At 64.9% G+C, this 24,224-nt stretch carries 26 protein-coding genes; 12 read left to right on the top strand and 14 right to left on the bottom strand.

Annotated features, from left to right (window positions below; all coding sequences use genetic code 11):
* Positions 1-127 precede the first annotated feature (127 nt).
* Entirely contained in the window at positions 128-1,576 is a 1,449-nt protein-coding gene (radA, locus tag ACVWZ4_RS31785) for a DNA repair protein RadA (RefSeq protein WP_456703224.1), read from the bottom strand.
* 18 nt (positions 1,577-1,594) lie between these two features.
* Positions 1,595-2,323: a sulfite exporter TauE/SafE family protein gene (locus ACVWZ4_RS31780; RefSeq protein ID WP_456741879.1), complete on the bottom strand. Its 729-nt coding sequence runs from the start codon at positions 2,321-2,323 to the stop codon at positions 1,595-1,597.
* A 216-nt stretch (positions 2,324-2,539) separates the two neighbouring features.
* Between ACVWZ4_RS31780 and ACVWZ4_RS31775 the strand changes: the two genes are divergently transcribed.
* Entirely contained in the window at positions 2,540-2,908 is a 369-nt protein-coding gene (locus ACVWZ4_RS31775) for a GFA family protein (RefSeq protein ID WP_456703226.1), read from the top strand.
* A 6-nt stretch (positions 2,909-2,914) separates the two neighbouring features.
* Here ACVWZ4_RS31775 and ACVWZ4_RS31770 read toward each other — a convergent pair whose 3' ends face one another.
* On the bottom strand, positions 2,915-3,685 hold the full coding sequence (locus tag ACVWZ4_RS31770) for an exodeoxyribonuclease III (RefSeq protein ID WP_456741878.1): 771 nt from the start codon (positions 3,683-3,685) through the stop codon (positions 2,915-2,917).
* Positions 3,686-3,726: 41 nt separating this feature from the next.
* Here ACVWZ4_RS31770 and ACVWZ4_RS31765 point away from each other — a divergent pair, with 41 nt between their 5' ends.
* The gene (locus ACVWZ4_RS31765; RefSeq protein ID WP_456703228.1) at positions 3,727-3,945 is read left to right on the top strand and encodes a cysteine rich repeat-containing protein; all 219 of its coding nucleotides are present in this window, start codon (positions 3,727-3,729) and stop codon (positions 3,943-3,945) included.
* Between the two features lie 11 nt (positions 3,946-3,956).
* Here the strand turns inward: ACVWZ4_RS31765 and alr are convergent, their stop codons facing one another.
* The 3 genes from alr to ACVWZ4_RS31750 form a co-directional block, all read right to left on the bottom strand.
* Positions 3,957-5,216, bottom strand: a complete 1,260-nt coding sequence (gene alr, locus ACVWZ4_RS31760) for an alanine racemase (RefSeq protein ID WP_456741877.1) — start codon at positions 5,214-5,216, stop codon at positions 3,957-3,959.
* Positions 5,217-5,279: 63 nt separating this feature from the next.
* A complete protein-coding gene (locus ACVWZ4_RS31755) occupies positions 5,280-6,791 on the bottom strand; it encodes a replicative DNA helicase (protein ID WP_456734926.1) in 1,512 nt (503 codons plus the stop codon).
* A gap of 758 nt (positions 6,792-7,549) precedes the next feature.
* Positions 7,550-8,800 carry a class I SAM-dependent methyltransferase gene (locus tag ACVWZ4_RS31750; protein ID WP_456734927.1) on the bottom strand — a complete coding sequence of 417 codons (1,251 nt, stop codon included), beginning with the start codon at positions 8,798-8,800 and terminating at the stop codon, positions 7,550-7,552.
* A gap of 272 nt (positions 8,801-9,072) precedes the next feature.
* Here ACVWZ4_RS31750 and ACVWZ4_RS31745 point away from each other — a divergent pair, with 272 nt between their 5' ends.
* Entirely contained in the window at positions 9,073-10,065 is a 993-nt protein-coding gene (locus ACVWZ4_RS31745) for a hypothetical protein (protein ID WP_456734928.1), read from the top strand.
* 164 nt (positions 10,066-10,229) lie between these two features.
* Here ACVWZ4_RS31745 and rplI read toward each other — a convergent pair whose 3' ends face one another.
* The 4 genes from rplI to rpsF form a co-directional block, all read right to left on the bottom strand.
* Positions 10,230-10,829, bottom strand: coding sequence for a 50S ribosomal protein L9 (rplI, locus tag ACVWZ4_RS31740; protein ID WP_456734929.1), 600 nt, complete (start codon positions 10,827-10,829; stop codon positions 10,230-10,232).
* A 49-nt stretch (positions 10,830-10,878) separates the two neighbouring features.
* Positions 10,879-11,847 carry a DUF2232 domain-containing protein gene (locus ACVWZ4_RS31735; RefSeq protein ID WP_456734930.1) on the bottom strand — a complete coding sequence of 323 codons (969 nt, stop codon included), beginning with the start codon at positions 11,845-11,847 and terminating at the stop codon, positions 10,879-10,881.
* Between the two features lie 132 nt (positions 11,848-11,979).
* Complete coding sequence (gene rpsR, locus ACVWZ4_RS31730) at positions 11,980-12,219, bottom strand: 30S ribosomal protein S18 (RefSeq protein WP_007592020.1); 240 nt, start codon at positions 12,217-12,219, stop codon at positions 11,980-11,982.
* Between the two features lie 5 nt (positions 12,220-12,224).
* Positions 12,225-12,719 (bottom strand): 30S ribosomal protein S6, encoded by a 495-nt coding sequence (rpsF, locus tag ACVWZ4_RS31725; protein WP_456703235.1) that lies wholly within the window; start codon positions 12,717-12,719, stop codon positions 12,225-12,227.
* 344 nt (positions 12,720-13,063) lie between these two features.
* On the opposite strand from rpsF, the gene ACVWZ4_RS31720 reads away from it, so the two are divergent.
* The 9 genes from ACVWZ4_RS31720 (at position 13,064) to gmk (ending at position 21,720) form a co-directional block, all read left to right on the top strand.
* Positions 13,064-13,768 carry a TetR/AcrR family transcriptional regulator C-terminal domain-containing protein gene (locus ACVWZ4_RS31720; RefSeq protein ID WP_456703236.1) on the top strand — a complete coding sequence of 235 codons (705 nt, stop codon included), beginning with the start codon at positions 13,064-13,066 and terminating at the stop codon, positions 13,766-13,768.
* A gap of 3 nt (positions 13,769-13,771) precedes the next feature.
* The gene (locus ACVWZ4_RS31715) at positions 13,772-14,797 is read left to right on the top strand and encodes a fatty acid desaturase family protein (RefSeq protein ID WP_456741876.1); all 1,026 of its coding nucleotides are present in this window, start codon (positions 13,772-13,774) and stop codon (positions 14,795-14,797) included.
* A 169-nt stretch (positions 14,798-14,966) separates the two neighbouring features.
* A complete protein-coding gene (gene fabD, locus ACVWZ4_RS31710) occupies positions 14,967-15,926 on the top strand; it encodes an ACP S-malonyltransferase (protein WP_456741875.1) in 960 nt (319 codons plus the stop codon).
* Positions 15,927-15,995: 69 nt separating this feature from the next.
* Complete coding sequence (fabG, locus tag ACVWZ4_RS31705) at positions 15,996-16,733, top strand: 3-oxoacyl-[acyl-carrier-protein] reductase (protein WP_456703239.1); 738 nt, start codon at positions 15,996-15,998, stop codon at positions 16,731-16,733.
* Positions 16,734-17,042: 309 nt separating this feature from the next.
* Positions 17,043-17,282, top strand: a complete 240-nt coding sequence (locus tag ACVWZ4_RS31700; RefSeq protein WP_008130699.1) for an acyl carrier protein — start codon at positions 17,043-17,045, stop codon at positions 17,280-17,282.
* Between the two features lie 107 nt (positions 17,283-17,389).
* A complete protein-coding gene (fabF, locus tag ACVWZ4_RS31695) occupies positions 17,390-18,655 on the top strand; it encodes a beta-ketoacyl-ACP synthase II (protein WP_092234622.1) in 1,266 nt (421 codons plus the stop codon).
* Between the two features lie 125 nt (positions 18,656-18,780).
* Positions 18,781-20,055, top strand: a complete 1,275-nt coding sequence (gene mltG, locus ACVWZ4_RS31690) for an endolytic transglycosylase MltG (protein ID WP_456703240.1) — start codon at positions 18,781-18,783, stop codon at positions 20,053-20,055.
* 114 nt (positions 20,056-20,169) lie between these two features.
* Entirely contained in the window at positions 20,170-21,057 is an 888-nt protein-coding gene (locus ACVWZ4_RS31685; protein WP_456703241.1) for a YicC/YloC family endoribonuclease, read from the top strand.
* A 3-nt stretch (positions 21,058-21,060) separates the two neighbouring features.
* On the top strand, positions 21,061-21,720 hold the full coding sequence (gene gmk / locus ACVWZ4_RS31680) for a guanylate kinase (protein WP_456734933.1): 660 nt from the start codon (positions 21,061-21,063) through the stop codon (positions 21,718-21,720).
* Here the strand turns inward: gmk and ACVWZ4_RS31675 are convergent.
* The 4 genes from ACVWZ4_RS31675 to ACVWZ4_RS31660 all read right to left on the bottom strand — a co-directional run bounded on the left by ACVWZ4_RS31675 (position 21,653) and on the right by ACVWZ4_RS31660 (position 24,159).
* Complete coding sequence (locus tag ACVWZ4_RS31675; RefSeq protein WP_456741874.1) at positions 21,653-22,876, bottom strand: hypothetical protein; 1,224 nt, start codon at positions 22,874-22,876, stop codon at positions 21,653-21,655. The genes gmk and ACVWZ4_RS31675 overlap by 68 nt on opposite strands.
* 259 nt (positions 22,877-23,135) lie before the next feature.
* Positions 23,136-23,312, bottom strand: a complete 177-nt coding sequence (locus ACVWZ4_RS31670) for a hypothetical protein (protein WP_456703244.1) — start codon at positions 23,310-23,312, stop codon at positions 23,136-23,138.
* A 36-nt stretch (positions 23,313-23,348) separates the two neighbouring features.
* On the bottom strand, positions 23,349-23,540 hold the full coding sequence (locus ACVWZ4_RS31665; protein WP_456703245.1) for a hypothetical protein: 192 nt from the start codon (positions 23,538-23,540) through the stop codon (positions 23,349-23,351).
* A 391-nt stretch (positions 23,541-23,931) separates the two neighbouring features.
* A complete protein-coding gene (locus ACVWZ4_RS31660; protein ID WP_456703246.1) occupies positions 23,932-24,159 on the bottom strand; it encodes a hypothetical protein in 228 nt (75 codons plus the stop codon).
* Positions 24,160-24,224 lie beyond the last annotated feature (65 nt).

The raw sequence follows: 24,224 nt of genomic DNA, 5'->3' as shown, positions 1-24,224 counted from the left end.
GAATCGGTGCTTGGCCGCCGCCCTAAATGATGGACAGACGGGGCTTCCGGCAAGGCCGCAACCACGCAATCCCATGCTGCTTTTGTGACGGCTGTATAGCGGCGGGGGCGCTTGACGTCACCTCCACCTACCCCTCTCCACGGCGGAATCTTGCCGGTGTGGCATTTTTCTCGGCCGGTGGCGGCGCGTCGCCGCGGCGCGAGCCTTTGGCTGCGATTTCGGCGACCAGGGTGGTCAGGCTGTTAACCGCGTTCAGGGTCAACCCGGCGTCACCGGCCGCATCGCCGCCCCGGGCCGATTCGGGCAGCACGGCGCGCTTGAAGCCGAGCTTGACCGCTTCCTTGAGCCGGGCCGGGGTCTGCGCCACCGGGCGAATGACGCCCGAGAGCGAAATTTCGCCGAAATAGACTGCATCGGTGGGTAACTGCGCATTAACCAGCGACGACACCAGCGCGGCAGCCGCGGCCATATCGGCCGCGGGCTCGTGAATGCGCAGGCCGCCCGCGACATTAAGGTACACGTCGTGGCCTGAGAGCTTGACCCCGCAGTGGGCCTCCAGCACCGCCAGCACCATCGAGAGCCTGCTCTGATCCCAGCCGACCACGGCCCGCCGTGGGGTGCCGAGCGAGGTGGGCGCCACCAGCGCCTGCAATTCGACCAGAACGGGCCGGGTGCCTTCGATGCCCGCGAAGACTGCCGTGCCGGGGGTGCCGAGATCGCGCTCGGACAGGAACAGCTCCGACGGATTGGTGACCTCACGCAGGCCAAGCCCGGTCATCTCGAACACGCCGATCTCGTCGGTCGGGCCGAAGCGGTTCTTGACGGCGCGCAGGATACGGAATTGCTGCGAGCCTTCGCCCTCGAAGGACATCACGGCATCGACCATGTGCTCGACGACACGGGGGCCGGCAATCTGGCCGTCCTTGGTGACGTGGCCGACGAGGATGATGGCGGCTCCCGTCTTCTTGGCGAAGCGAATGAGCGCCTGCGCCGAGGCGCGCACCTGCGTCACAGTGCCCGGTGCCGATTCCACCGTGTCGGTCCACATGGTCTGGATCGAGTCGATCACGATCAGGCGCGGGACGGCGCCTTCCGACAGCGTCGAGACGATGTCCTCGACCGAGGTTTCGGCGGCGAGCTGCACCGGCGCATCCGACAACCCAAGTCGCTCGGCGCGCAGCCGCACCTGGGCAATGGCTTCTTCGCCGGAGATGTAGACGATGCGGTGGCCGGCGCGCGCCATCATGCTGGTCGCCTGCGTCAGCAGCGTCGACTTGCCGATGCCGGGATCACCGCCGACCAGCAACACCGAGCCGCGCACGAAGCCACCGCCGGTGACGCGGTCGAGCTCGGTCATGCCTGAGGACATCCGCGGCGCCTCCGGGCTCTTGCCGGCCAGGCTCTCCAGCGCGAACGTGCGGCCCTTGCGCTTGGAGCGGATCGAGACCGGCACACTGCCGGTCGTGTCCTCTTCGGCCAGCGTGTTCCACTCGCCGCAGGACTCGCACTTGCCTTGCCAGCGGTTGTAAGCCGCGCCGCAGTTCTGACAGACGAACGAAAGCGTATTCTTGGCCATGGCGGGGTGAATCGGGGGTCAGGGGGATTGTGTGGCGTTCCATAGCATGGAGAGCCCCGCCGCAACCATGATCGCATCCATCACTATGCGGAACATCTCGGGCTTCAGGTGCATGACGAAGCGCTTCGCGATGAAGGCGCCTGACATCAGCGAGGAGCCAGCGATCAGGCCTTTGATGAAGACGTCCTGCGTCAGCGCCCCGAAGTGCTCGAACGTCACTGATTTGGCGAAGTAGAGGCCAAGCGAGGCGGCCGCCTCTGTCGCGAGGAAGGCACCTTTGCTGAGGCCATAGAACAGGAACAGCGGCACGCTGAGCGGGCCGGTCGAAACCACGATGCCGGTGAGATAGCCGATGACGGCGCCGCCGATCGCGAGATGCCAGAGATTGGCCTTCAGATCGTGCCGTGCCAGCCAATGCCGCACCGGTACCATTGCGATCAGGAAGAGGCCGATGGCCAGATCGACGGCATGCGAGGGCAGGGCCAACAGCGTTCGGGCGCCCAGCACCGCGGCCGGAATGCCCGTCACGGAATAGGCCGCGCAGGCGCGCCAGTCGACCTCGCGCCACCAGGCCAAAATCCGCGAAAAATTCGCCATCACGGAGGCGACAGCCATGATCGGCACGGCCTCCTTCGGCCCATAGGCATAGACCAGCACCGGCATCAGCATGATCGACGAGCCCGTGCCGACGATGCCGGAAATGGTGCCTGCGATCAGGCCGACGCTGAGGACGAAGAGGAAGGCCAAGCGCGGGGCTCCCGGGAATCGCTGTCAGTGTAGCCGGATTTTGCCGCTCTTGTGTCCCGGACGCGGTGCGGTACGCAGTGACGCTCCGCGGAGCCGGCACATCTGTTTCCACATTGGCCGGCAAGGAGTGGGCCCGGCTTCCGTTTCTGCTGCTGACAGCATGTTGGCAGCAGGGGGTGGCTATGACCAATCTCCTGACAAAACGGGGATCGGGTCATGCGGATCGAGGCAAGCTGTCATTGCGGTGAGACGGTTTTCGAGGTGACGGAGGCGCCTTCGAGCGTGACCCGCTGCACCTGCTCGCTATGCGCCAAACGTGGCGCGTTGTGGGCCTATTATACGCCGGCGCAATTTCGCCTGCTGTCACCCGCCGACAATGTTGCGACCTACCTCTGGGGCAGCCGCACCGTCAAACATCACTACTGTGCGAACTGCGGCTGCGGCACCTATTCGGAGTCGCCGGACTGGTCGAGTGGCAAGCCCGACTTCGACAATCCCAAGGTCGGCGTCAACGCACGCCTGTTCGACGATTTCGATCTGGAGGCCGTGCCCGTCAACGTGATCGACGGCAAGAATCTGTGGTGATGCCACTCACCGCAGCATCACCCACGCCGGCGCATGATCGCTCGCGCCTTCTTCGCCCCGCACGTTCTTGTCAACGCCGGCTCCTGCCAGGCGGGAGACGAGGGCTCGGCTGAGCAGCAGATGATCAAGCCGCAGCCCCGCATCGCGCGACCAGCGATTCCGCTTGTAGTCCCAGAAGGTGTAGACGCGCTGCTCGGGGTGCAGTTCGCGGATCGCATCGCACCAGCCTTGTTCGACAAGCGAAGCGAATGAAGCGCGGCTTTTCGGCTGGATCAGCGCATCCTTGTCCCACGAGCGTGTCGGATAGATGTCGATTTCCGTCGGCGCGACGTTGTAGTCGCCGGCGAGCACCACGGGCAGATCCTGCTTGATGAAGGTCTTGGCGTGTCGCTTGAGGCGCGCAAACCAGTCGAGCTTGTAGTCGAACTTCGGCCCCGGCTGCGGATTGCCGTTCGGCAGGTAGATGCTGGTGACGATGACACCACGCACGGCGGCCTCGATATAGCGCGCCTCGAGGTCGTCGGGCCGTCCCGGCAGCCGGTCGCGCGTCAGCACCGGCTCGGCATTTCGGGCGAGGATGGCGACGCCGTTCCAGGTCTTCTGCCCGCGCCAGACGGCGCCGTAGCCGGCTTTTTCGATGGCCGCTGCCGGAAATTCGCCATCACTTGCCTTCAATTCCTGCAGCGCGACGACATCGGGCTTCGCCGACCGCATCCATGCCAGCAGATTGGGCAGGCGGCGATTGATGTTGTTGATGTTGAATGTCGCAATCTTCATGTAGAGCTATCGGCTCCTGCCTTCAGTCCCCCGGAGATCCAATGTCCAAATTCAGCTTTGCTGCCATTGCATTCGTGGTCGCGTTCTCCGGGAGCACTTCGGCACAATCGGCCGATCCGCGCGGCGCATGCAAGGCGGACTACGACAAATTCTGTGCCGGCATCGCGCCGGGCGGCGGCATCGTCGCCTGCCTCAACGGCAAGCGCGACCAGCTCAGTTCGACGTGCAAGGCGGCGCTGGACAGCAGGAAAAAGAAGTAGCCGGTGCGGCTTTAGGTCGGCAGCGGCGGCGGGGCCGCCGGCTGCTCGACCGCCGGCGGTGAGGGCGGCGGCCCGCTCGGCTCCGCGGGCTCGGGTTTCGTCAGCGGCTCGACCACGTCGCCACCCTTGTAGACGCGGGCGTAGCGGCGGCCCAGGCTGGTCAGCACCTCATAGCCGATCGTGCCGAAATGGTGGGCGAGCTCGTCGACGGTGATGCCCTCGCCAAGCAGCGTCACCATGTGACCGCGGCGGGCGGCGTTCGGCGGCAGATCGGTGATGTCGATGGCGATCAGGTCCATGGAGATGCGGCCCGCAACCGGGCAGCGCTTGCCGGCGACGATCACCTCGGCGCCGCGGGTGCCGTCATTGGAGCTGCCGGCACGGAAATAGCCGTCGGCATAGCCGACCGCGATGATCGCGAGCCTGGTCGGCCGCCGCGCGGACCAGGTGCCGCCGTAACCGACGGTCTCGCCCCGCTCGATATTGCGGATCTGCACGATGCGCGCCTTGAGGTCGACCACCGGCTGCATCGGATTGTCGGCTTCCGGCGTCGGGTTGACGCCATAGAGCGCCGCGCCCGGCCGCACCATGTCGAACTGGAACGGAGCGCCCAGGAAGATCCCGGAGGAGTTGGCGAGGGCCGCTGGTACGCCGGAGAATTCGCTGGCGATGCCGCGGAAGGCTGCGAGCTGCCTGGCGTTGACGGAGCTGTTGAGATGCTCGGCCGAGACCAGATGGCTCATCACCAGTGTTATGCCGTGATCGCCGGCATTGATGCGAGGAATGATGGCCTGCGCTTCTGCGATCGTCAGACCGAGCCGGTTCATGCCGGTGTCGATGTGGATTGCCGCGCCGCCGGACCAACCGGTGCGCCGGCAGAACACATCCCATTCGGCGAGCTCGTTGAGGTCGCCGATCACGGGGCGGCAGTTGATTTTCGCGTAGTGCTCGCCGGTGTTCTGGAAATAGCCGCCGAGCACGTAGATCGCGGCGTCCGGCAGCGCTGCGCGCGCGGTGCGCGCCTCTCCGATGGTCGCCACGAAGAAGGTCTTGCAGCCTGCCTTGTTCAGCGCCTGCGCGACCTGCGCGGTGCCGCAGCCATAGGCGTCGGCCTTGATCACCGCGGAACACTCGGCCGGCACCGCGGTCTTCTCGAGCTTGCGCCAATTGGCGATGATGGCGTCGAGATCGACGGTGAGCACGCCGCCGAAGGCAGCGAGCGCGGCAGCCTGATTGGCCTCCGCGGAGAGAAGGCCGGATTGCGTGGTCATGTTCGGCTCGGACGCATTGTCATAGCGTCGTTTTACGCAAGAGGCAGGCCGGGTTCAAGAAACTCAGTACTCGTTGCCGCTGCGTGCCGGCAGCTGACTGTCCGGTGCGAGGTCGCCGAACCGCGTGACCGAGGCTTCGAACGCCAAATCAACGGTGCCGGTCGGGCCATGGCGCTGCTTGCCGATGATGACTTCGGCCTTGCCGTGCGCAAGGCTCATGTCAAGCTGCCACTTCTCGTGTTCAGGCGTGCCCGGGCGCGGCTCCTTCATGGCGAGGTAATATTCCTCGCGATAGACGAACAGCACGACGTCGGCGTCCTGCTCGATCGAGCCGGATTCACGCAAGTCGGAGAGCTGCGGCCGCTTGTCGTCGCGGGATTCGACCTGACGCGAGAGCTGGGACAGCGCGATCACGGGAACGTTGAGCTCCTTGGCGAGCGCCTTCAGGCTGGTTGTGATCTCCGTGATTTCCTGCACGCGGCTGTCACTGGCGCGCTTGCCTGAGCCCGACAGCAGCTGGATGTAGTCGATCACGAGCAGATCGAGGCCCTTCTGTCGCTTCAACCGGCGGGCGCGTGCCATCAGCTGCGCGATCGACAGGCCGCCGGTCGCGTCGACGTAGAAAGGCAGCGACTGCAGCTCGATCGAGACTTCCCGGATCTTGTCGAAATCGGCCTCCGAGATGCCGCCGCGGCGGATGTGGGAAGAGGGGATGCCGGTGCGCTCGGCCACGATACGCGTGGCGAGCTGGTCGGCCGACATTTCGCAGGAGAAGAAGCCGATCACGCCGCCGTTGGCGGCTTTCATGGTGCCGTCGGCCTGGAGCTCGCCCACATAGGCCTTGGCGACGTTGTAGGCGATGTTGGTCGCCAGCGACGTCTTGCCCATGCCTGGGCGGCCCGCGACGATGATGAGGTCGGAGTGTTGCAGGCCGCCCATCTTGGTGTCGAGGTCGCGCATGCCGGTCGAGATGCCGGACAGCTTTCCGTCGCGCTGGAACGCCTTCGCCGCGAGATCGACCGCAACCGCCAACGCTTGCGAGAATTTCTGGAACCCGCCGTCATAGCGGCCGGACTCCGCAAGCTCGTAGAGTCGGCGCTCGGCGTCCTCGATCTGCGCTCGCGGCGCGAAATCGACCGGGGCGTCATAGGCCACGTTGACCATGTCCTCGCCGATGCCGATCAGGTCACGCCGCAACGCAAGATCGTAGATGGTCCGACCATAATCCTGGGCGTTGATAATGGTGGTCGCTTCGGCCGCAAGCCGCGCCAGATACTGGCCGATTGTCATGCCGCCGACGTCGGTGTCGGCGGGGAGGAAGGTCTTCAGCGTGACGGGCGTCGCAATCTTGCCCATCCGGATCAGGCTGCCTGCCGTCTCGAAAATGGTCTGGTGCAGCGGCTCGAAATAATGCTTCGGCTCCAGGAAGTCGGAGACACGATAGAAAGCGTCGTTGTTGACCAGGATCGCGCCCAGAAGGCTCTGTTCCGCCTCGATATTATGTGGTGCGCTCCGGTAAGCGGGGGTTCCGGGCTCGGGCGCGAGCTTCAGGACGTTCGAATCAGTCGGGGCCATGGTCGGACGTGCTTAGCAATTTTCTTGGGCGGATGCGGGGCCGGGATAAAGCGCCGCGAACAACCAAAGCGGAAGCAAAAGCTCGTCACTATCAACCGATCTTAAAAGCGGTGGATGATTGCCAACCGCAGCCTTCGGGACGCTTGACGGATTTTCGCGGAACCCGCGTCGGACCGGAAGTGGCCGCGATCCCGGCACGGAATAATCCCGAAACGGTGAACCTAACGAGTTGAGCTGCAGACGTATTTGAAGCGCGCGAAACGGCGCGTTGGAGCGACCGGTGCCGGTTCAGACCAGCAGGAGGTAGACCAGCGCGATCACCGCCGCGCCGACGCCGGTGGCGATCAGGGCGTAGTCCGTGCGGAGGTCGTTCTGAACGTCCAATGAGGTTTTGGTCTCTTTGCGCATGGCGACGGTCTAAGGCAGGGCGGTCGAGAGGAATGTGAACCAGATCACACCTCTCCGGATTCTTTCGGGTACGACCGGAACAGGTGGACGGGCAGGGGATTATCCCCGACGACCCGCCAACAGGGAACGAGGACAAGGCGATGCGGCCAGAACGGCAGCACCAGATCTGGCGAAGCGAGGCAGGTAGCCGGCTTTGGCTATCCGGGCTGATCGCTGCCATGCAGCATGCCGAGCGGCCCGAAATCCGGCGTCAGCCGGTCGCACCCGAGGTTATCGCGGGATTGAGCGCGCAGCTGGGGCTTACGGCGTCTTGCCGCTCCCTCCAGATATCAACGCTGCGTCACTAGACTCTATTCACCGGCAAGCTTCAGCTTCGGCCTGGCGCTGCCTTCGAGCGCGCGCAGCCGGCCTTCCTCATGCGCAATATAGTCGCGGGTCATGGGGACCACGCCCTGGCGCTTGGTGAGCTGAATCTGGAAGTTCATCATGCCCTGCTTGCGGAACGTCATCTCGCTGGCGGCGAGATAGAACTCCCACATCAGCGCAAAGCGCTCGTCATACAGCTGCACGGCCTCCTCGCGCCGCGCCATGAAGCGTTCCCGCCAGGCTTTCAGCGTCTCGGCATAATGCAGGCGCAGGATCTCGATGTCGCAGACCAGGAGGCCTGCCTCCTCGATTGCAGGCAGCGCCTCCGACAGCGAGGGGATATAGCCGCCGGGGAAGATGTATTTGGCGATCCAGGGATTGGTCGAATCCGGACCTTGCGAGCGGCCGATCGAATGCAGCAGCATGACGCCGTCCTCGCTCAGCAGCTCGGCGCAGCGTTTGAAATACGTGCCGTAGAACTGTGCTCCGACATGCTCGAACATGCCGACCGAGACGATACGGTCGAACGGTCCCTTGATGTCGCGATAATCCTGGAGCAGAAAGCGGGCCTGTCGCATCAGCCCCTTTTCGGCCGCGCGCGCGTTGGCGACCTGCAGCTGCTCTGTCGACAGCGTCACTCCGGTGACGTCGGCCCCGGCGATCTCGGCGAGATAGAGGCCGAGCCCGCCCCAGCCGCAGCCGATGTCGAGCACGCGCTGGCCGGGCTTGACGAGCAGCTTTGCGGTGACGTGCCGCTTCTTGGCGAGCTGCGCGTCGTCGAGCGTCGCGTCCGGCGTCTCGAAATAGGCGCAGCTATATTGCTTGTCCGCGTCGAGGAAGAGCGAATAGAGCCGCGCGTCGAGGTCATAGTGATGCGCGACATTGCTGCGCGAGCGTGCCCGCGGATTGAACTGCCTCAGGTGTCGGACGAGATAACGCAGGTGCCACCAGGGCTTCGCCCAGTGCGGCAACAGCTCGGGCTGATCAAGGAGAATCGCGAGGGCATCGGCTATGCTGCCGCGCTCGACGACAAATTCTCCGTTCATGTAGGCCTCGCCGAGCCCGAGCTCGGGATTGATGAGGACCTTCCGTTCCGCCTCGGCGTTGACGAAGCGGACTTCGACCGGCTCGCCGGAGCCGTCACCGACGGTGAATGTCGTGCCACCCGCCGTGGTCACCGTCATCGACCCGCGGCGGATGAATTGGGACAAGAACTTACGCAACAAGCGGTCCATAGGCACCAACCTGTCGGGCGAACCCGAAAAGATGCGACTACCCGGCCATCATACCGACGCCTGGGCAATATATTGGTTCCAATGCGTTCGCATGCAAATCTAGGCGACCTCGTCCCACCCCGCTATTGCGCTGTGTTCAAAGCCGATATTCGAAAATGGCGTGTTCACATGCTTATGGAGTGCGCTTCCATTCGCAGCGCAATCGGCTAAAAGGTGACCGCCGCCGCGCCGGATGCCGGTCGTATCTGTCGGATTTCATGGAGATGATGGGAATGTCGAGCCGAGCGCTCAGCCTCGCCACGGTGCTATTTCTGATTGGCTTCGGCACCACCGATGCCGTTCTGGCGCAGGCGACGAACCTCGAGGCCGGCAAGGCCCCCTCCCAGCTTTTCGCGCAAACCTGCACCGCCTGTCACAAGAGCCCGCGGGGGCTGTTGAAGACGGTCGCGCCGGGCTCGCTCCCGGGCTTCCTGCGTCAGCACTACACCACCAGCCCTGACATGGCTGGCGTGCTGGCCTCCTATCTCGTCTCTAACGGTGCCGCTGACGCCCGTTATCAGGCCAAGGACGGCAAGGAGAAGAAGGACGGCGCCAGGGAAAAGGACGCCAACACGAACCCGGGGCAGGCACCCGAGCACCAGGGCCGCCGCCAGCGCTCGCAGGAAGCGACCAGCCCGGAGGGCAGGCCGGAGGGAGAGGGTGCGCCCGCGGCCCATGAGCGCCGCCAGAAGCGCGCGGCCCGGGCGAGTGAGGAAGGCGCCAAGGAAAGCGCACAACCCGAAGCCAACACCGAGCAGCCACCCGAGGGCCGCAGGGGTAAACGGCTGAGCAAGCGCGGCAAGCCCGAGACCGGGGACGCGGCTGCGCCAAAGAGTGAGCCCAAGGTCGAGTCCAGGGGTGAGCCCAAAGCTGAACCAAAGAGCGACAGCGCGAAGGTCGAATCGGGTCGCGAGGAATCCAAGCCCGACAGCACCAAGCCAGCCGAGCCCAAGCCTGAGACCGCCAAGGTCGAGCCGAGCGGAAGCGCGGCGCCGGCCCCGCGCCCCGATCCGGTGCCGCAGGTGACGCCGGCCACGCCGGCGGCCGCTGCTCAGCCGGCAGAACAGGCGGCGCCCAGGCCTGCCGAGGCGGCCGTTTCCAAACCAGCCGAGCCCGCGCCCAGCGCCGAGCCGGTAGCCAAGCCGGCGGAGCCTGCAGCCGCCGCGGCGCCATCCTCGGCACCGGCGGAGTCCTCCGGCCCGCCGGCTCCGCCGATCTCGCGATAAGCGATTTGTCTCATTGATTTGAGAAGGCCGCGCTTAGCGCGGCCTTCGTGGTTTGGACCATCGCTCGAGCTGTAATCTGGCGCCGAGCGAGGTTGTCGCCCCCCAAAACAGAAAGCCCGGCTGCCTGAGGCAGCCGGGCTTCGCAGCCTGCGCCAATGCGAGGCTTACTTCTCGGTCTCTTCCGCAGCCGGCGCGGTGTCGTCGTGCTGGGCTTCCGGATCGAAGAACTCGCCAGCGGCGGCGATTGCCTCTGCGGCCGCGTCGCGGTCCTCGTTGCGGGTGGAGATGTCCTCGCCGCGGTTGATGCGCTCGGCCTCGTCCTGGCTGCGCGCAACGGTGACGGTGACCTCGACCTCGACCTCGGGGTGCACAGCGACAGTGATCGAGTGCTTGCCGATGGTCTTGATCGGCGCATCGAGCTGGACCTGCGGACGGGACAGCGAAACGCCATCAGCCTCGAACGACATCACGACATCACGCACCGTGACCGAGCCGAACAGTTGGCCGGCTTCCGAAGCCTGACGGATCACGATGATGTTCTTGCCCTCGATCTTCTCGGCGACCTTGGACGCCTCGCCCTTCGACGCAAGATTGCGAGCTTCGAGATCGGCCTTCATGCCGTCGTACTTGGCGCGGTTGTCGGCGGTGGCACGCAGCGCCTTGCCGCGCTTGAGCAGGAAATTGCGGGCATAGCCGTCGCGAACCTTCACGACTTCGCCCATCTGGCCGAGCTTGCTCACGCGTTCCAGCAAGATGACTTCCATATTCTTTCTCCTTTTGAAGTGCTCTGGGTTTTCAGTTTCGGGGTTTAACTCAAGATGTCGGCAATGGCGGCGGTTGCCGGTTGCGCAGGAAGCGCTCGCGGACGCCGAACACGGCGTCCGCGAGCCCTAGGGCGGTCAGCAGGACCAGGCTCACGCTGAACATGAGGATCACGGCGTAGACGGCCGCGAGCCAGAATCCGCGATTGGCGAGATCGCGCGTGACGGTGTGCAGAACGGCGAGGCCGACCAGCGCAAAAGCCATCATCAGGACGGTCGTGACGACGACCGCGAGAGTGCCGGTCATCCCGCCCAAGAAGCTGAAGGCAAGCGCGACGCAGAGTGCCACGAGGGTCATCGGGGGCAAGCTCGTGCTGCTGAGATCCGGCCACGGCCGGTGCAATCGCCCCGACACAGCCGCGACCTTTGCGGCGAGCCAGAGGTTCAAGATCAGAGTCGCCATCTGCGATGCGGCGACCAGAACCGGAATCACTGCGACCATGACGCCGACGCGTGGATCACTCTCGGGAACCGTGGTCTCGGTGACCAGCGAAAGAATCTTGGCGAAGCCGCTGCGCATGGCCTCGCTGATGGCGGACTCGTCACTTCCCAGCGAAAACAGGGATATTGCGGTCAGCAGCGCCGCGAGCGCCGCAATCCAGAGCAGGATTCGTCCAAGCGGGTACCATTCGACGCGAGGGGGGGCCGCATCGTCGCCGGCGCCGCTGTCAACGTGCGGCCTTCCCAGCATGGCGAGATGTCCAAGCCACCAGGCCGGCAACGCGAACGCGAGACCATAACCGAGCGCGAGCGGTGGGCTGAGCGCGCCGGCGATCAGAATCGTCGCGACGAGACCGCCAATCGCGCCGCAGAACGGCCCCCAGGCGATCGCGGCGAGCATCAGGGGCAGTGGAGCAAGATAAACCAGGACGAGCGAGATCAGCGCGCCCGAAATGATCGAGGCGAACATCAGCGCCGACGCAGCGCCGGCGATCAGGGCGATCAGTCCAAATACCATCATCAGCTGTCCCGCTCCCTTCGAGCGGTTAGAGGCGCTTCGGCCCCAACCATCGGCGACCGGACGACCCGGAAGCCTTATGAGTACAGAAAGTCACGACCGGCGACGTGAAACCGCCGCCGGTCGAAATTCGTCTTAGCGAATGACGTAGGGCAAGAGGCCCAGGAACCGCGCGCGCTTGATGGCGCGGGCGAGCTCACGCTGCTTCTTCGCGGACACTGCGGTGATGCGGCTCGGCACGATCTTGCCGCGCTCGGAGACATAACGCATCAAGAGCTTGGAGTCCTTGTAGTCGATCTTCGGCGCATTGGCTCCCGTGAATGGGCAGCTCTTGCGGCGACGGAAAAACGGGCGGCGTGCACCAGCTTCAGCCATTGTTCTTACTCCCCATCCGTCGTTTCAGCTTCGTCGCGCCCACGGCGCGGGCCGCGATCGCCGCGGAAGCCACCGTCACGATCACCACCACGGAAACCGCCTTCGCGGTCGCCACGGAAACCGCCTTCGCGCTCACCGCGGAAGCCGCCGCCACGGTCGTCGCGCTCGCGATCACGGTCGGCCTTGCGCATCATCGCGGACGGGCCTTCCTCGAGCTCTTCGACGCGGACGCTGAGATAGCGGATCACGTCTTCGCTGATGCGCTCCTGGCGCTCGATCTCGGCGATCGCCGCGGACGGTGCGTCGATGTTGAGCAGCACGAAGTGCGCCTTGCGGTTCTTGTTCATGCGGTAGGTGAGGGAGCGAACGCCCCAATTCTCGGTCTTGGTGACCTTGCCGCCGAGACCTTCGACGATGCCGGTCATCTGCGCAGTCAGCTCTTCGACCTGCTGCGCGCTCGCGTCCTGGCGCGCGAGAAAAACATGCTCATAGAGAGCCATTGTGGTCCTTTCCTCGTGTTGGCGCATTGCCCGGCGTCAAGCCCTTAGGAGACCTTCGGAAAGGACTCTGGGATTAAGCTCAGAAGGCGGAAACACGGGACGACGGGCCGACTGGCCCTGCCACACCAAAATCACTGAGGATTTGCTGAGACCGTCCGTTCAGCTCCCGGCCGGGGTCTGCGGATGCGCGCGTTATAAGGATTTTGGCCGGCTTGGCAAGGTTTGAGGCCGAGTTTTTGGCCCAGGTCGTCCCGGTGGGCTGGCCCAGGCAGGTCCAGCCCCGCCTCATTCGCCTTGAATTGTTTGTTTGTATGTCATACAAATAGATCGGACGGAGGACCTCGATGGCGGAAAAGTCGGTCCATGAGCCGCTCGAGGCGGCTGGCGACCCGAAGCATGCGGCGCGGGCGACGCGTTCGGCCGGCCGCAAGATGCGCTCCCTGCTCTTGGACGCCGCGAGCCCGCTATTTCGCGCGCGGGGGCTGTCGGGCACCGCGATCACCGACATCGCAGCCGCCGCAGACGCATTCCCGAGCCAGATCACCTATTACTTCCGTACCAAGGAGGCGCTGTTCGTCGAATGCGCCTGCCGTGATCTCCTGTATCTGGCGCGCGCGACCGAGCAAGCGGCGCTGAAGGCTCATACGCCGCGGGAATACACTCACGCGCTGGCCGAGACGGTGACGGCGAGCGACTCGATCGCCTTCTTCGCGGAGGCGCTGACGCTGACGCGGCGGCGCCAGGATCTTGCGCCGCTGGTCGAGCGCACCATCGAGCGCCTGCACTCTGAAGGCGCGCGGGCCTATGCGGGCCAGGTGGCGCGCCACGGCTGGCGTTCGCTCCGCGCGCCCGACGACAGCTCGCGGCGGTTCTGGGCCGTCGCCATCGGAACCATTCTCGAAGGCTGCGCCATGGGCCGCTCGCCCGAGGCGCTCTGCGCCGAAATGCTGCGTGTGCTTGGCGAGCAGGCGAAATCTACAGGTGACACGACCCGCCTTCGTCTCGTCGACGAGCGCGATACATCCGACGGTCCGAACGAACAGGGGTAGGTCATGACCGCGCTTCGCATGCGTGCCCGCGATTTCCTGACCGATGAGCAACTCGCCGATGTCCGTCAGCGCGTGACCTGGAAGGGTATCGTGATGATCGCGCACGCCTGGGCGCTGATCTTTGGCGCGATCGCGCTGGTCGCGTGGTGGCCCAATCCGATCATTTACAGTCTCGCCGTCGCCATCATCGGCTCACGCCAACTTGGCCTGGCAATCCTCATGCATGACGGCGCTCATGGTTGCCTGTCTGCTGACGAGAAAACCAACCTCGCGCTGAGCCAGTGGCTCTGCGCCTATCCGATCTTTGCGGAGACGCGCAGCTATCGGCGCTATCATTTGCAGCATCATGCGCGCACGCAGCAGCAGGACGATCCTGATCTCGTGCTGTCGGCGCCATTTCCGATCACCAGGCTGAGCTACCGCCGCAAGTTCATCCGCGACATTACCGGGCAGACCGGCTACCAGCAGCGCAAGGCGCAATTGCTCAACGCGCTCGGGCCGAAGGACTGGCCCTGGCGTGAGCGCGCCGCGCATTTCTGGGACAAGCTTGGTCCGCAATGCCTCGTCAACGCCGCGATGTTCGCTGGCCTCGCGGTCGCGGGCGCGTGGTGGGCCTATCCGCTGCTATGGCTGATGCCGCTGCTCACCTGGATGATGGTCATCACCCGCATCCGCAACATCGCCGAGCACGCTGTCGTGCCTGACAGCGGCGATCCCTTGCGTAACACCCGCACGACGCATGCGAACGTCTTGGAGCGTCTGTTCATCGCGCCGTACTACGTGAATTATCATCTCGAACATCATCTGCTGTTCTACGTGCCCTGCTACAATCTTCCGAAGGTCCATCGCCTGCTCAGCGAGAGCCGCCATGCAGGCCGGATGGAGGTGCAGCCGGGCTACGCGGCGGTGCTGCGGCTCGCGACCGCGAAGCCCGATCGCGATGACGGTCCCGGCAAGCTGGTGAACAGCGCGCGTCGTGCGCAGGCGGGGGCGGCAGTCGATGCCAATCAGACCAACGGTGGCTTCTAGGGGCCGCATCCCCAGGTGATTGCCGGGCGAAGTGCCCAACTCAGCTTGACATTTTGGCCCTGGCCGGGTCTACGGCCCCTTTCGGAGCATGGTCGGGAACCAAGGCTCGGGCCGGACGTCATCGGCTGCCGGGTTCTCATAGGGCTTGAGCGATCCAGGGGAGCGCCGAATGACGGCAGCATTTACATTTCCGGGGCAGGGTTCCCAGGCTGTTGGGATGGGCAAGACCTTGGCCGACGCCTTTCCGGTGGCGCGCGCCGTGTTCGACGAGGTCGATGCAGCCCTTGGAGAAAAGCTGACGGCGATCATTTGGGAGGGTCCCGCGGAGACCCTGCAGCTCACCCAGAACGCCCAACCGGCCTTGATGGCGGTATCTGTGGCTACTCTGCGCGTGCTGGAGGCCGAGGCTGGCTTTTCCGTGGGGCAGGACGCTGCCTTTGTGGCCGGCCACTCGCTTGGCGAATATTCGGCGCTGGCTGCTGCCGGCAGCCTGACGATCTCGGACACCGCGCGGCTGCTTCGCACCCGCGGTCTCGCAATGCAGAAGGCCGTGCCTGTTGGGGCCGGTGCCATGGCCGCGCTGCTCGGCCTCGATTACGAGGCGGCCATGGAGGTCGCCAAGGAGGCGGCGCAGGGCCAGATCTGCCAGGCTGCCAACGATAATGGTGGCGGGCAGGTGGTCGTCTCCGGCGACAAGGCCGCGGTCGATCGCGCCGTCGAGCTTGCCAAAACCAAGGGCGCCAAGCGCGCGATGCTGCTGCCGGTGTCCGCGCCGTTCCACTGCCAGCTGATGCAGCCCGCGGCCGACGCGATGGCGGACGCGCTGTCCAGGGTCACGATCAAGGCGCCTGCCGCGCCGCTGGTGTCGAACGTGCTGGCATCTGCCATCACCGATCCCGACGAGATCCGTCGCCGGCTGATCGAGCAGGTCACCGGCACGGTGCGCTGGCGCGAGTCGGTTGCCTATATGGCAGGGCAGGGCGTCACCCGCTTTTTCGAGATCGGCGCCGGCAAGGTGCTGACGGGTCTCGTCAAGCGCATCGCCGACGGCGCCGTCGGCGTTGCAGTCGGTGGTCCCAACGATATTGCCGCCGCCAAGGATGCATTGGCCGCTGCCAAGCAGGCTTGAGTTTGCGCACGATCTGTCCGGAAAACCGCTGCACAGTTTTCCGGATCGTGCTTTGGAGGAGTTGTTTCGATGTTCGATCTGACTGGCAAAAAGGCGCTCGTCACCGGCGCGACCGGCGGCATCGGCGGGGCGATTGCGCAGGCGCTGCACGCGCAGGGCGCCACCGTCGCGATCTCTGGAACGCGCAAGGAAGTGCTGGATGAGCTGGCCGGCAAGCTCGGCGAGCGTGCCTTCGTGCTGCCCTGCAACCTCTCCAAGGCCGACGAGGTCGAGGCGCTGGTGCCGGCTGCCGAAGCGGCTATGGGCCAGGTCGACATTCTCATCGCCAATGCCGGCATCACGCGTGACAATCTGTTCGTTCAGCTCCGCGACGAGGATTGGGACGAGGTTATCAACGTCAATCTGACCGCGACCTTCCGACTGGCGCGGGCCGCCACCAAGCTGATGATGCGCAAGCGCTTCGGCCGGATCGTCGCCATCACCTCTGTGGTCGGCGTGACAGGCAACCCCGGGCAAGGCAATTACACCGCCTCGAAGGCGGGCCTGATCGGCATGATCAAGACGCTCGGCGCCGAATACGCCAAGCGCGGCGTCACCGCCAACTGCATCGCGCCCGGCTTCATCAAAACGCCGATGACAGATGCACTCAATGACAAGCAGCGAGAGACGATTCTGACCAAGGTTCCGGCCAACCGCCTGGGGACGCCCGAGGACATTGCGGCTGCCGCCGTCTACCTGTGTTCGAACGAAGCAGCCTACGTCACCGGCCAAACCCTTCACGTCAACGGCGGCATGGCCATGATCTGACGCGCCGTTCCGCACTGCCCACATGGGCGGGGTGGAAGCGGCAACGGCCGTTTCCGGAGCGAATTGAGGCGTGTAGTCAAGGCAGTTGAAGTATGATAACCGGACGCTCAACGGATGGGCAAAGAACGCCATTGCAGGTTTTTGAAACCCTGTATATTGGCGATGCAGAGCCTTGGCCGTCGTTCGCCCGGTCCTGCATCGTCTAGGGTGGGACCACATCAAAGTTCGTAAGCGAAGGCAGTCAACGACCACGACGGCTCGTATCGTCCCGGGGGGTCGGGTCTACAGGGAACAACACGAGGTTATGCAATGAGTGACATTGGCGAGCGGGTTAAGAAGATCGTGGTCGAACACCTTGGTGTTGAACCCGAGAAGGTTGTCGACGCTGCGAGCTTCATCGACGACCTCGGCGCCGACAGTCTGGACACCGTCGAGCTGGTGATGGCGTTCGAAGAAGAATTCGGCTGCGAGATTCCGGACGATGCCGCGGAGACGATTCTCACCGTCGGCGACGCCACGAAGTTTCTCGAGAAGAACGCGAAGAGCTAAGGCTCTTCATTTCGCGGGGACAACATTGAAACCGGACGGGCCGCTTCCCAGCGGCCAGCCGGTTTCTTGTTATTGGCCGTGAATCTTTCGATGCGGAGTTTTCGGACATGAGGCGGGTTGTCGTCACGGGTCTCGGCATGGTGTCGCCACTCGGCTGCGGCGTCGAGCCGACCTGGAAGCGCATTCTCAACGGTGAGAGCGGTGCTCGTCCAATCGAGAGCTTCGATGTCTCCGATCTGCAGACCAAGATCGCCTGCACGGTGGTGCGCGGCGACGGCAGCAACGACACCTTCAATGCCGACAAGTGGATGGAGCCGAAAGACCAGCGCAAGGTCGACGACTTCATCATCTTCGGCATGGCCGCGGCCGGCCAGGCGCTCGACGATGCCAATTGGCATCCCGAGACCGAAGAGGACAAATGTGCGACCGGCACCATGATCGGCTCGGGCATCGGCGGCCTCAACGGCATCGCCGACACCGCGATCCTTTTGAAGGAGCGCGGACCACGCCGGGTGTCCCCGTTCTTCATACCCGGCCGCCTGATCAATCTCGCCTCCGGGTATGTTTCGATCGCGCACGGGTTGAAGGGACCGAACCATTCGGTGGTCACGGCCTGCTCGACCGGGGCGCACGCCGTCGGCGACGCCGCCCGACTGATCGCGCTCGGCGATGCCGACGTGATGGTTGCCGGCGGAGCGGAGTCGCCGATCAGCCGCATCGGCATCGCCGGCTTCAACGCGGCGCGGGCGCTGTCGACCGGGTTCAACGAGACGCCCGAGAAGGCCTCGCGTCCCTACGACAAGGACCGTGACGGGTTTGTCATGGGCGAGGGCGCCGGAGTCCTCGTTCTGGAGGAGCTCGATCACGCCCGGCGACGCGGCGCGAAGATCTATGCCGAGGTGATCGGCTACGGTCTGTCGGGCGATGCCTATCACATCACGTCGCCTGCGCCCGACGGCGATGGCGGCTTCCGCAGCATGTCCGCCGCGCTCAAGCGGGCCGGCCTGACGGCATCCGACCTCGACTACATCAACGCGCACGGCACCTCCACGCCGCTCGGCGACGAGATCGAGCTCGGCGCGGTGGAGCGGCTGCTTGGCAATGCCGCGTCAAAGGTCGCGATGTCCTCGACCAAATCGTCGACCGGCCATCTGCTCGGCGCTGCCGGTGCGATCGAGGCGATCTTCGCCATCCTCGCGATTCGCGATAACGTCGTCCCACCGACCATCAATTTGGACAACCCGTCGATCGAGACCGCGATCGATCTCGTGCCGCACAAGGCGAAGAAACGTGACGTGAACGTTGCGTTGTCGAATTCCTTCGGGTTCGGCGGTACCAACGCGTCGGTGATCGTCCGGCGACTAAGCCAATAGTTTGTGTTCGCGACGAATCCACCGTTTTGCCGTATTCGGCGATAGTCATGTCTGTGGGCGCGTGTAGTTGGCTCGGCAAGTGATTGCCCGGCCGCGATTGAACCGGCAGGATTCAGGTTGCTTCGATGAGTGAAAGGCCGCCCATTTCGCCCCGGAGTCCGCGGGCAGCGCTCGAGCCCGAGCAGGTCCCACCGCCGCCGAAGCGTTCGGAGCGGGCGCGCAATCCCTTTGTCGTGGTCGGCAACGCCATCATCACCTTGCTCTTGATCGGCATGATCGGCGCAGGCGCGGCCTATTATTACGGACGGCAGGTGCTGGAATCGCCCGGGCCGCTGAAGGACGACAAGATCGTCAACATTCCCCAACGCGCGGGCAAGCGCGACATCGCCGAGACCCTGAACCGGGAAGGCGTGACCGACGTCAATCCATGGGTGTTCATCGGCGCCGTGGCTGCGCTGAAGGCGAGCTCGGACCTGAAGCCCGGTGAGTATTCGTTCCAGAAGAACGCGTCCCTGCGTGACGTCATCGCGACCATCGTCGAAGGCAAGGTTGTCCAGCACGCCGTCACGATTCCGGAGGGCCTGACCTCCGAGCAGATCGTGGCGCGGCTGTCCGACAACGACATCTTCACCGGCAGCGTGCACGAGGTGCCCCGTGAGGGCACGCTGCTGCCCGAGACCTACAAGTTCCCGCGCGGGACCCCGCGCGACCAGGTGATCCAGCGCATGCAGCAGGCGCACAAGCGCGTGCTCGCGGAGATTTGGGAGCGCCGCAGCCAGGATCTTCCTGTCAAGACGCCGGAGCAATTGGTGACGCTTGCCTCGATCGTCGAGAAGGAGACCGGCAAGCCGGACGAGCGCAGCCGCGTCGCCGCCGTGTTCGTCAATCGCTTGAAGCAGAAGATCAAGCTGCAGTCCGATCCGACCATCATCTACGGCCTTGTCGGCGGCAAGGGCACGCTGGGACGTCCGATCAAGCGCAGTGAGATCACGCAGCCCTCGCCCTACAATACCTATGTGATCGAGGGACTGCCGCCGGGTCCGATTGCCAACCCCGGCCGTGCCTCGCTGGAGGCCGCCGCCAACCCGGCCCGCACCCGCGACCTCTTCTTCGTCGCCGACGGTTCGGGCGGGCACGCCTTCACCGAGACCTACGACGCGCACCAGAAGAACGTCGCCAAGCTGCGCGCGATGGAGAAGCAGATCCAGAACGACATGGTCGAGCCGGCCGATGATGCGCCAGCGCCGGCCACCGCGGCGCCCGCCCCCACGGCGCCGGCAGCCGCAGATACGGCTCCGACCGCCACGACGCCGGCACCACGGCCGAAGAAGCCGGCACGGTCTGCGGCGCCCGCCCGCCAGGGCGCGGTGCAGCCGTCGCCGCCGGTGGTCCAGCGCTAGGCTGGCTGCAGACGTGCTACGGACTTTGCGGATTCCACTTTCCTGCAAAATAGTCTTAAGATTCCCGTGGCCTGATGGCCTCGCGAATCCCATGTTTCCGGAGAAACTGACCTGATGGCGCTGTCGTCCATGACCGGCTTTGCCCGAAGCCACGGCGCAAGCGGGCCGTATACGTTCGAATGGGAATTGAAGTCGGTCAACGCCAAGGGCTTTGACTTGCGGGTGCGGCTGCCGCAGGGCTTCGACGAGCTCGAAGCCCACGCCAAGAAGCGCGCCGGCGAGCTTTTGGCGCGCGGAACCGTCTACGCCAATCTCAACGTCAAGCGCGCCAACGCAGCCGCCAGCGTCCGCGTCAACGAGGACGTGCTCAACGCCGTGCTGAAGGCCGCCGCCGTGATCGCCGGCAAGGTCGACGCGGTTGCGCCGAGCATCGACGGCCTGCTCGCGATCAAGGGCGTCGTCGAGGTCGCCGAGCCCGAGGGCGATGAGGAGGAGGACAAGGCTGCGCGTGCCGCTGCAGCCGATGCGTTCGACAAGGCGCTCGACGAGCTCGTGGCGATGCGCAAGCGCGAGGGCATCTCGCTCGGACAGATCCTGACCCAGCGGGTCGACGAGGTCGAACAGCTGGCGAAGAAGGCGGAAGGTTCGCCCGGCCGCAAGCCGGAGGCGATCAAGGCCAGGCTCGCCGAGCAGATCGCCGCGTTGCTCGACACCTCCGATCGTTTCGATTCCGACCGCCTGATGCAGGAAGCGATCCTGATCGCGACCAGGGCCGACATCCGTGAGGAGCTCGACCGCATCGCCTCGCACATCGCGCAGGCGCGCGAGCTGATCGGCAAGGGCGGCCCGATCGGCCGCAAGCTCGACTTCCTGGCGCAGGAATTTCACCGGGAGGTCAACACCTGCTGCTCCAAGTCAAACGACATCGAACTGACCAATACCGGGCTCGCCATGAAGAACGTGGTCGAGCAATTCCGCGAGCAGGTCCAGAATCTGGAGTGATCGATGACGACGGACGGCCACGGAACTGATGGTGTCGAGCGGCGCGGATTGATGTTCGTGCTGTCCTCGCCGTCAGGCGCGGGCAAGACGACGCTGTCGCGTTTGTTGATCGAGCGCATGCCGGACTTGAAAATGTCGGTCTCCGCGACCACCCGCGCGATGCGGCCAGGCGAGGTCAACGGCACGGATTATTCATTCGTCGACAAGGCCACCTTCGAGGCGATGGTGAAGGCCGGCGAACTGCTGGAATGGGCCACCGTGTTCGACAACAGCTACGGCACGCCGCGCCGCCCCGTCGAAGCGGCGCTATCGGCCGGGCAGGACGTGCTGTTCGACATCGACTGGCAGGGCACGCAGCAGCTGCGCGAGAAGGCGCGTGCGGATGTCGTCAGCGTGTTCATCCTGCCGCCGTCGGCCAGCGATCTCGAGAAACGACTGCATTCCCGCGCGCAGGATTCCGACGAGGTGATCCGCAAGCGCATGAGCCGCGCCAGCCACGAGATGAGTCACTGGGCCGAGTACGATTACATCGTCATCAACCACAACATCGATGACGCCTTTGCCGAGGTGCAGTCGATCCTGAAGGCCGAGCGCCTCAAGCGCGAGCGGCGGATTGGCCTTGTGAGCTTCGTGCGAGGGCTGCAGGGTCAGCTTCAAGGCTAGCAAGGTCAGCTTTTGGGGCAGGCCGCGTCAGCCGTGGCCCTTCAGTCGCCAGCCGCTCCAGCATCGCCGTGATGATATCGATGGCGACGCCATTTTCGTCGACCGCATGCTCTTGATGTGCGTCCGCGTCTGGCTCTGCCGGCTCGTCGTGGCGGATGTCGTCGGCGAGATGAGGCGCGGGGCGCTCGATCTCGAACTCGCCGTGGAAATAGTCGATCTCGGTTTCGTCAGGTTCTGTTGCGGCAACCTGCGTGGGACGCCCCTGCGCAGCGATCCGGCCGATCGCGTCGGAGAATGCTGCGATCTGGCGGCCTTCCGAACGGATGGAATCGAAGTCCACCGGAAGCGGCCGCGCGACATGCGGCGCCGGTTCGGTGTGCCAGGGCGCGCGGCTGTCATGGTCATCCTGGCGGTGATCCCACTTCACCCGGCGATCGGCTGTCCGGACGCGCCTGCGCCCGCCTGCGAAGCGATAAATCACGCTCGCGAGGATGCCAGCGAGCGCCAGCGCACCGCCGACGACGAGCAATAGCATCTGGAGCGAACCCGTCGGCTTGTCCGCCGGCGGCTCGGCCGCGGCGAGGGCCGCCGGGGCAGGGGATGCGGCCGGGTTCTCGCTCGGCTGTGCGGCGTTCGGCGCAGGTGCGGCAGCCGGCTGCGGCGAAGCGGCGGTCGCAGTGGCGTCAGGCCCGGGCGCGGTGATGGCGGGCTGCGCCGCATTGGCATCCAGGGTGCTGGGCGCCTGCCGAGCTGAAGCTGCGGCCGGCGCGGGCGTGACCGCTGCGGCTCTGGTCTGCTGCTGTGCCATGTACTCAGCATGCGCGTTCTGCACCGATTGCGCCGCGGGCGGAGCCGCATCCGGCGTATCGGCCGCCGCCTGCGCGATTTGCGCGGCTTTGGCGTCTTCGGCGCGCAGATACCAGCATTGCCGCTTGGTCGCGCGCTCGAGCCGATAGTGCCAGTGCTGTCCGTGCGGCGCGACGCCTTTGGGGGACGCCAGGCAGTCGCCCGCGGCATTCGCGGTGCTTGCGGCAGCGGGCGCGCTTGGCGCGTTCTGGGAGACAGCGGCCAATGGTACGCCCGCGACGATGCTGCCGATCAGCGCGGATATGAACTTTGCGGTGCGGTTGCCCATCCTGGTCTCCCGTTTACGCATGACGCAACTCGTTACGGGGGCTTTCTCAACAAAGAGTTAGGTGGCAATGAGCCCCAAATCCGGAGAGGATGTGGCTTGAATCGGGCTTGCGACGTGTTCGTTCCATCCGAATTGAGTCATTTCGGGGGCGTTTGGTGGGTGCGCGGTTCCGCAAGCTGGAATTGCGACGGGCCCGGCGCGGGATGCGGGCTCATTCATGCCGGATGATAATCGTGCGGGCCGACCGGTGCTTCGCCGCCGTCAAGCGGCGGCGAAGGCATTACTTGGTGGCGCAGCAGTCGACCAAGAGGCGCCAGATGCGCTGGATCTCGGCTGACCTCTGCATCTCGAGCACGTGGTTCTCGCTGGAATGAAGAGATGCTGCTTCGGAGTGTTGTTCGCGCGGTGCGATCCAGCGTTCTGAGATCGGATCGTACCATTTGCTCGGCGTCACCACGTTCGTATCTCCTCTTCATCCCCCTGGTTTCTGCGCCTATCCCATGCGCCGGTTGCTGGTGTTCTGGGTGAGATTGCCGTGAGCCGCCTGCTCACGGATGTTCTGCTTCTCGTCGTCGCGATGGCCCTTGGTGGTGTCGACGGGAACGTCCGGCGCGCTGCCGGGGCCTTTGTGGCTCTGGTTCTCGTCGGGAACGGGCTGGACCGTTTTTGTCAGCGGCTTCGTCATGCGCTCGACTCCGTCGTTGCCTTTGACAAGAGGCCAACGCACGCCGGGCGCGGGACGTTCCCAAGCCTGGATGAAGTGATGGGGCCGCCATTAGTGCTGCAATACCTCTTCTCGGCTGACGAAGAACTCTCGCGGGTGCGGAGCCCGTTGCCTGCCGACTCGGCGCATTGCGGCGCCTCGCGGTACTTTCCGATCATTGCTCGATGCCGTCGAGGGCATCCAGTAGCGGCGTCCATGCGCGGAACCATGCCCGCAGGCCTCTGAATCCCGTGTTTCCGGCTGCAAAGGCTGCCGTGAGCCCACTGACGAATTAACGAGATTGTCGCGAGCCGCCCGCCTTCCTGAAGTCACGCTGCCACGCCGCGGTGTCCGAGGGCATGGGCTGGCGCTGCTAGCCGAGGCGCGCTTCGCGTCCGGCAGGCTCGCGGTTCAAGTACCGATAGGTGTCGATCGCCCTGTTGGCGAGCATCAGCGGACGGCGCTCGCCGGTCTTCAGCTGCGCTTCGATCGCGTCGAGAATGACGTTTGCCGAGGTGTCAGGCGGGCCCAGCTCGCCGCTCTTCTCGAGGAAGCTCCAGGCGATGAAGAATGCGCTCTCGACCGTGCAACGAATGGACATGCGCTGCCAACGCCGCGCGGCGGCAGGCGTTCCGTGAGCGGCGGCTAGATATGCATCTCGCCGCC

Source organism: Bradyrhizobium sp. USDA 4472 (genome assembly GCF_054058595.1).
Note: the sequence above shows the minus strand (reverse complement) of the source record. Positions and strands in the feature narration are given on the sequence as shown.

What these genes read in the sequence shown, in the direction of transcription:
- radA (WP_456703224.1), bottom strand. Translation starts at nt 1,576, where the DNA reads ATGGCCAAGAATACGCTTTCGTTCGTCTGTCAGAACTGCGGCGCGGCT.
- ACVWZ4_RS31775 (WP_456703226.1), top strand. Translation starts at nt 2,540, where the DNA reads ATGCGGATCGAGGCAAGCTGTCATTGCGGTGAGACGGTTTTCGAGGTG.
- ACVWZ4_RS31770 (WP_456741878.1), bottom strand. Translation starts at nt 3,685, where the DNA reads ATGAAGATTGCGACATTCAACATCAACAACATCAATCGCCGCCTGCCC.
- ACVWZ4_RS31765 (WP_456703228.1), top strand. Translation starts at nt 3,727, where the DNA reads ATGTCCAAATTCAGCTTTGCTGCCATTGCATTCGTGGTCGCGTTCTCC.
- alr (WP_456741877.1), bottom strand. Translation starts at nt 5,216, where the DNA reads ATGACCACGCAATCCGGCCTTCTCTCCGCGGAGGCCAATCAGGCTGCC.
- ACVWZ4_RS31755 (WP_456734926.1), bottom strand. Translation starts at nt 6,791, where the DNA reads ATGGCCCCGACTGATTCGAACGTCCTGAAGCTCGCGCCCGAGCCCGGA.
- ACVWZ4_RS31750 (WP_456734927.1), bottom strand. Translation starts at nt 8,800, where the DNA reads ATGGACCGCTTGTTGCGTAAGTTCTTGTCCCAATTCATCCGCCGCGGG.
- ACVWZ4_RS31745 (WP_456734928.1), top strand. Translation starts at nt 9,073, where the DNA reads ATGTCGAGCCGAGCGCTCAGCCTCGCCACGGTGCTATTTCTGATTGGC.
- rplI (WP_456734929.1), bottom strand. Translation starts at nt 10,829, where the DNA reads ATGGAAGTCATCTTGCTGGAACGCGTGAGCAAGCTCGGCCAGATGGGC.
- ACVWZ4_RS31735 (WP_456734930.1), bottom strand. Translation starts at nt 11,847, where the DNA reads ATGATGGTATTTGGACTGATCGCCCTGATCGCCGGCGCTGCGTCGGCG.
- rpsR (WP_007592020.1), bottom strand. Translation starts at nt 12,219, where the DNA reads ATGGCTGAAGCTGGTGCACGCCGCCCGTTTTTCCGTCGCCGCAAGAGC.
- rpsF (WP_456703235.1), bottom strand. Translation starts at nt 12,719, where the DNA reads ATGGCTCTCTATGAGCATGTTTTTCTCGCGCGCCAGGACGCGAGCGCG.
- ACVWZ4_RS31720 (WP_456703236.1), top strand. Translation starts at nt 13,064, where the DNA reads ATGGCGGAAAAGTCGGTCCATGAGCCGCTCGAGGCGGCTGGCGACCCG.
- ACVWZ4_RS31715 (WP_456741876.1), top strand. Translation starts at nt 13,772, where the DNA reads ATGACCGCGCTTCGCATGCGTGCCCGCGATTTCCTGACCGATGAGCAA.
- fabD (WP_456741875.1), top strand. Translation starts at nt 14,967, where the DNA reads ATGACGGCAGCATTTACATTTCCGGGGCAGGGTTCCCAGGCTGTTGGG.
- fabG (WP_456703239.1), top strand. Translation starts at nt 15,996, where the DNA reads ATGTTCGATCTGACTGGCAAAAAGGCGCTCGTCACCGGCGCGACCGGC.
- ACVWZ4_RS31700 (WP_008130699.1), top strand. Translation starts at nt 17,043, where the DNA reads ATGAGTGACATTGGCGAGCGGGTTAAGAAGATCGTGGTCGAACACCTT.
- fabF (WP_092234622.1), top strand. Translation starts at nt 17,390, where the DNA reads ATGAGGCGGGTTGTCGTCACGGGTCTCGGCATGGTGTCGCCACTCGGC.
- mltG (WP_456703240.1), top strand. Translation starts at nt 18,781, where the DNA reads ATGAGTGAAAGGCCGCCCATTTCGCCCCGGAGTCCGCGGGCAGCGCTC.
- ACVWZ4_RS31685 (WP_456703241.1), top strand. Translation starts at nt 20,170, where the DNA reads ATGGCGCTGTCGTCCATGACCGGCTTTGCCCGAAGCCACGGCGCAAGC.
- gmk (WP_456734933.1), top strand. Translation starts at nt 21,061, where the DNA reads ATGACGACGGACGGCCACGGAACTGATGGTGTCGAGCGGCGCGGATTG.
- ACVWZ4_RS31675 (WP_456741874.1), bottom strand. Translation starts at nt 22,876, where the DNA reads ATGCGTAAACGGGAGACCAGGATGGGCAACCGCACCGCAAAGTTCATA.
- ACVWZ4_RS31665 (WP_456703245.1), bottom strand. Translation starts at nt 23,540, where the DNA reads ATGACGAAGCCGCTGACAAAAACGGTCCAGCCCGTTCCCGACGAGAAC.
- ACVWZ4_RS31660 (WP_456703246.1), bottom strand. Translation starts at nt 24,159, where the DNA reads ATGTCCATTCGTTGCACGGTCGAGAGCGCATTCTTCATCGCCTGGAGC.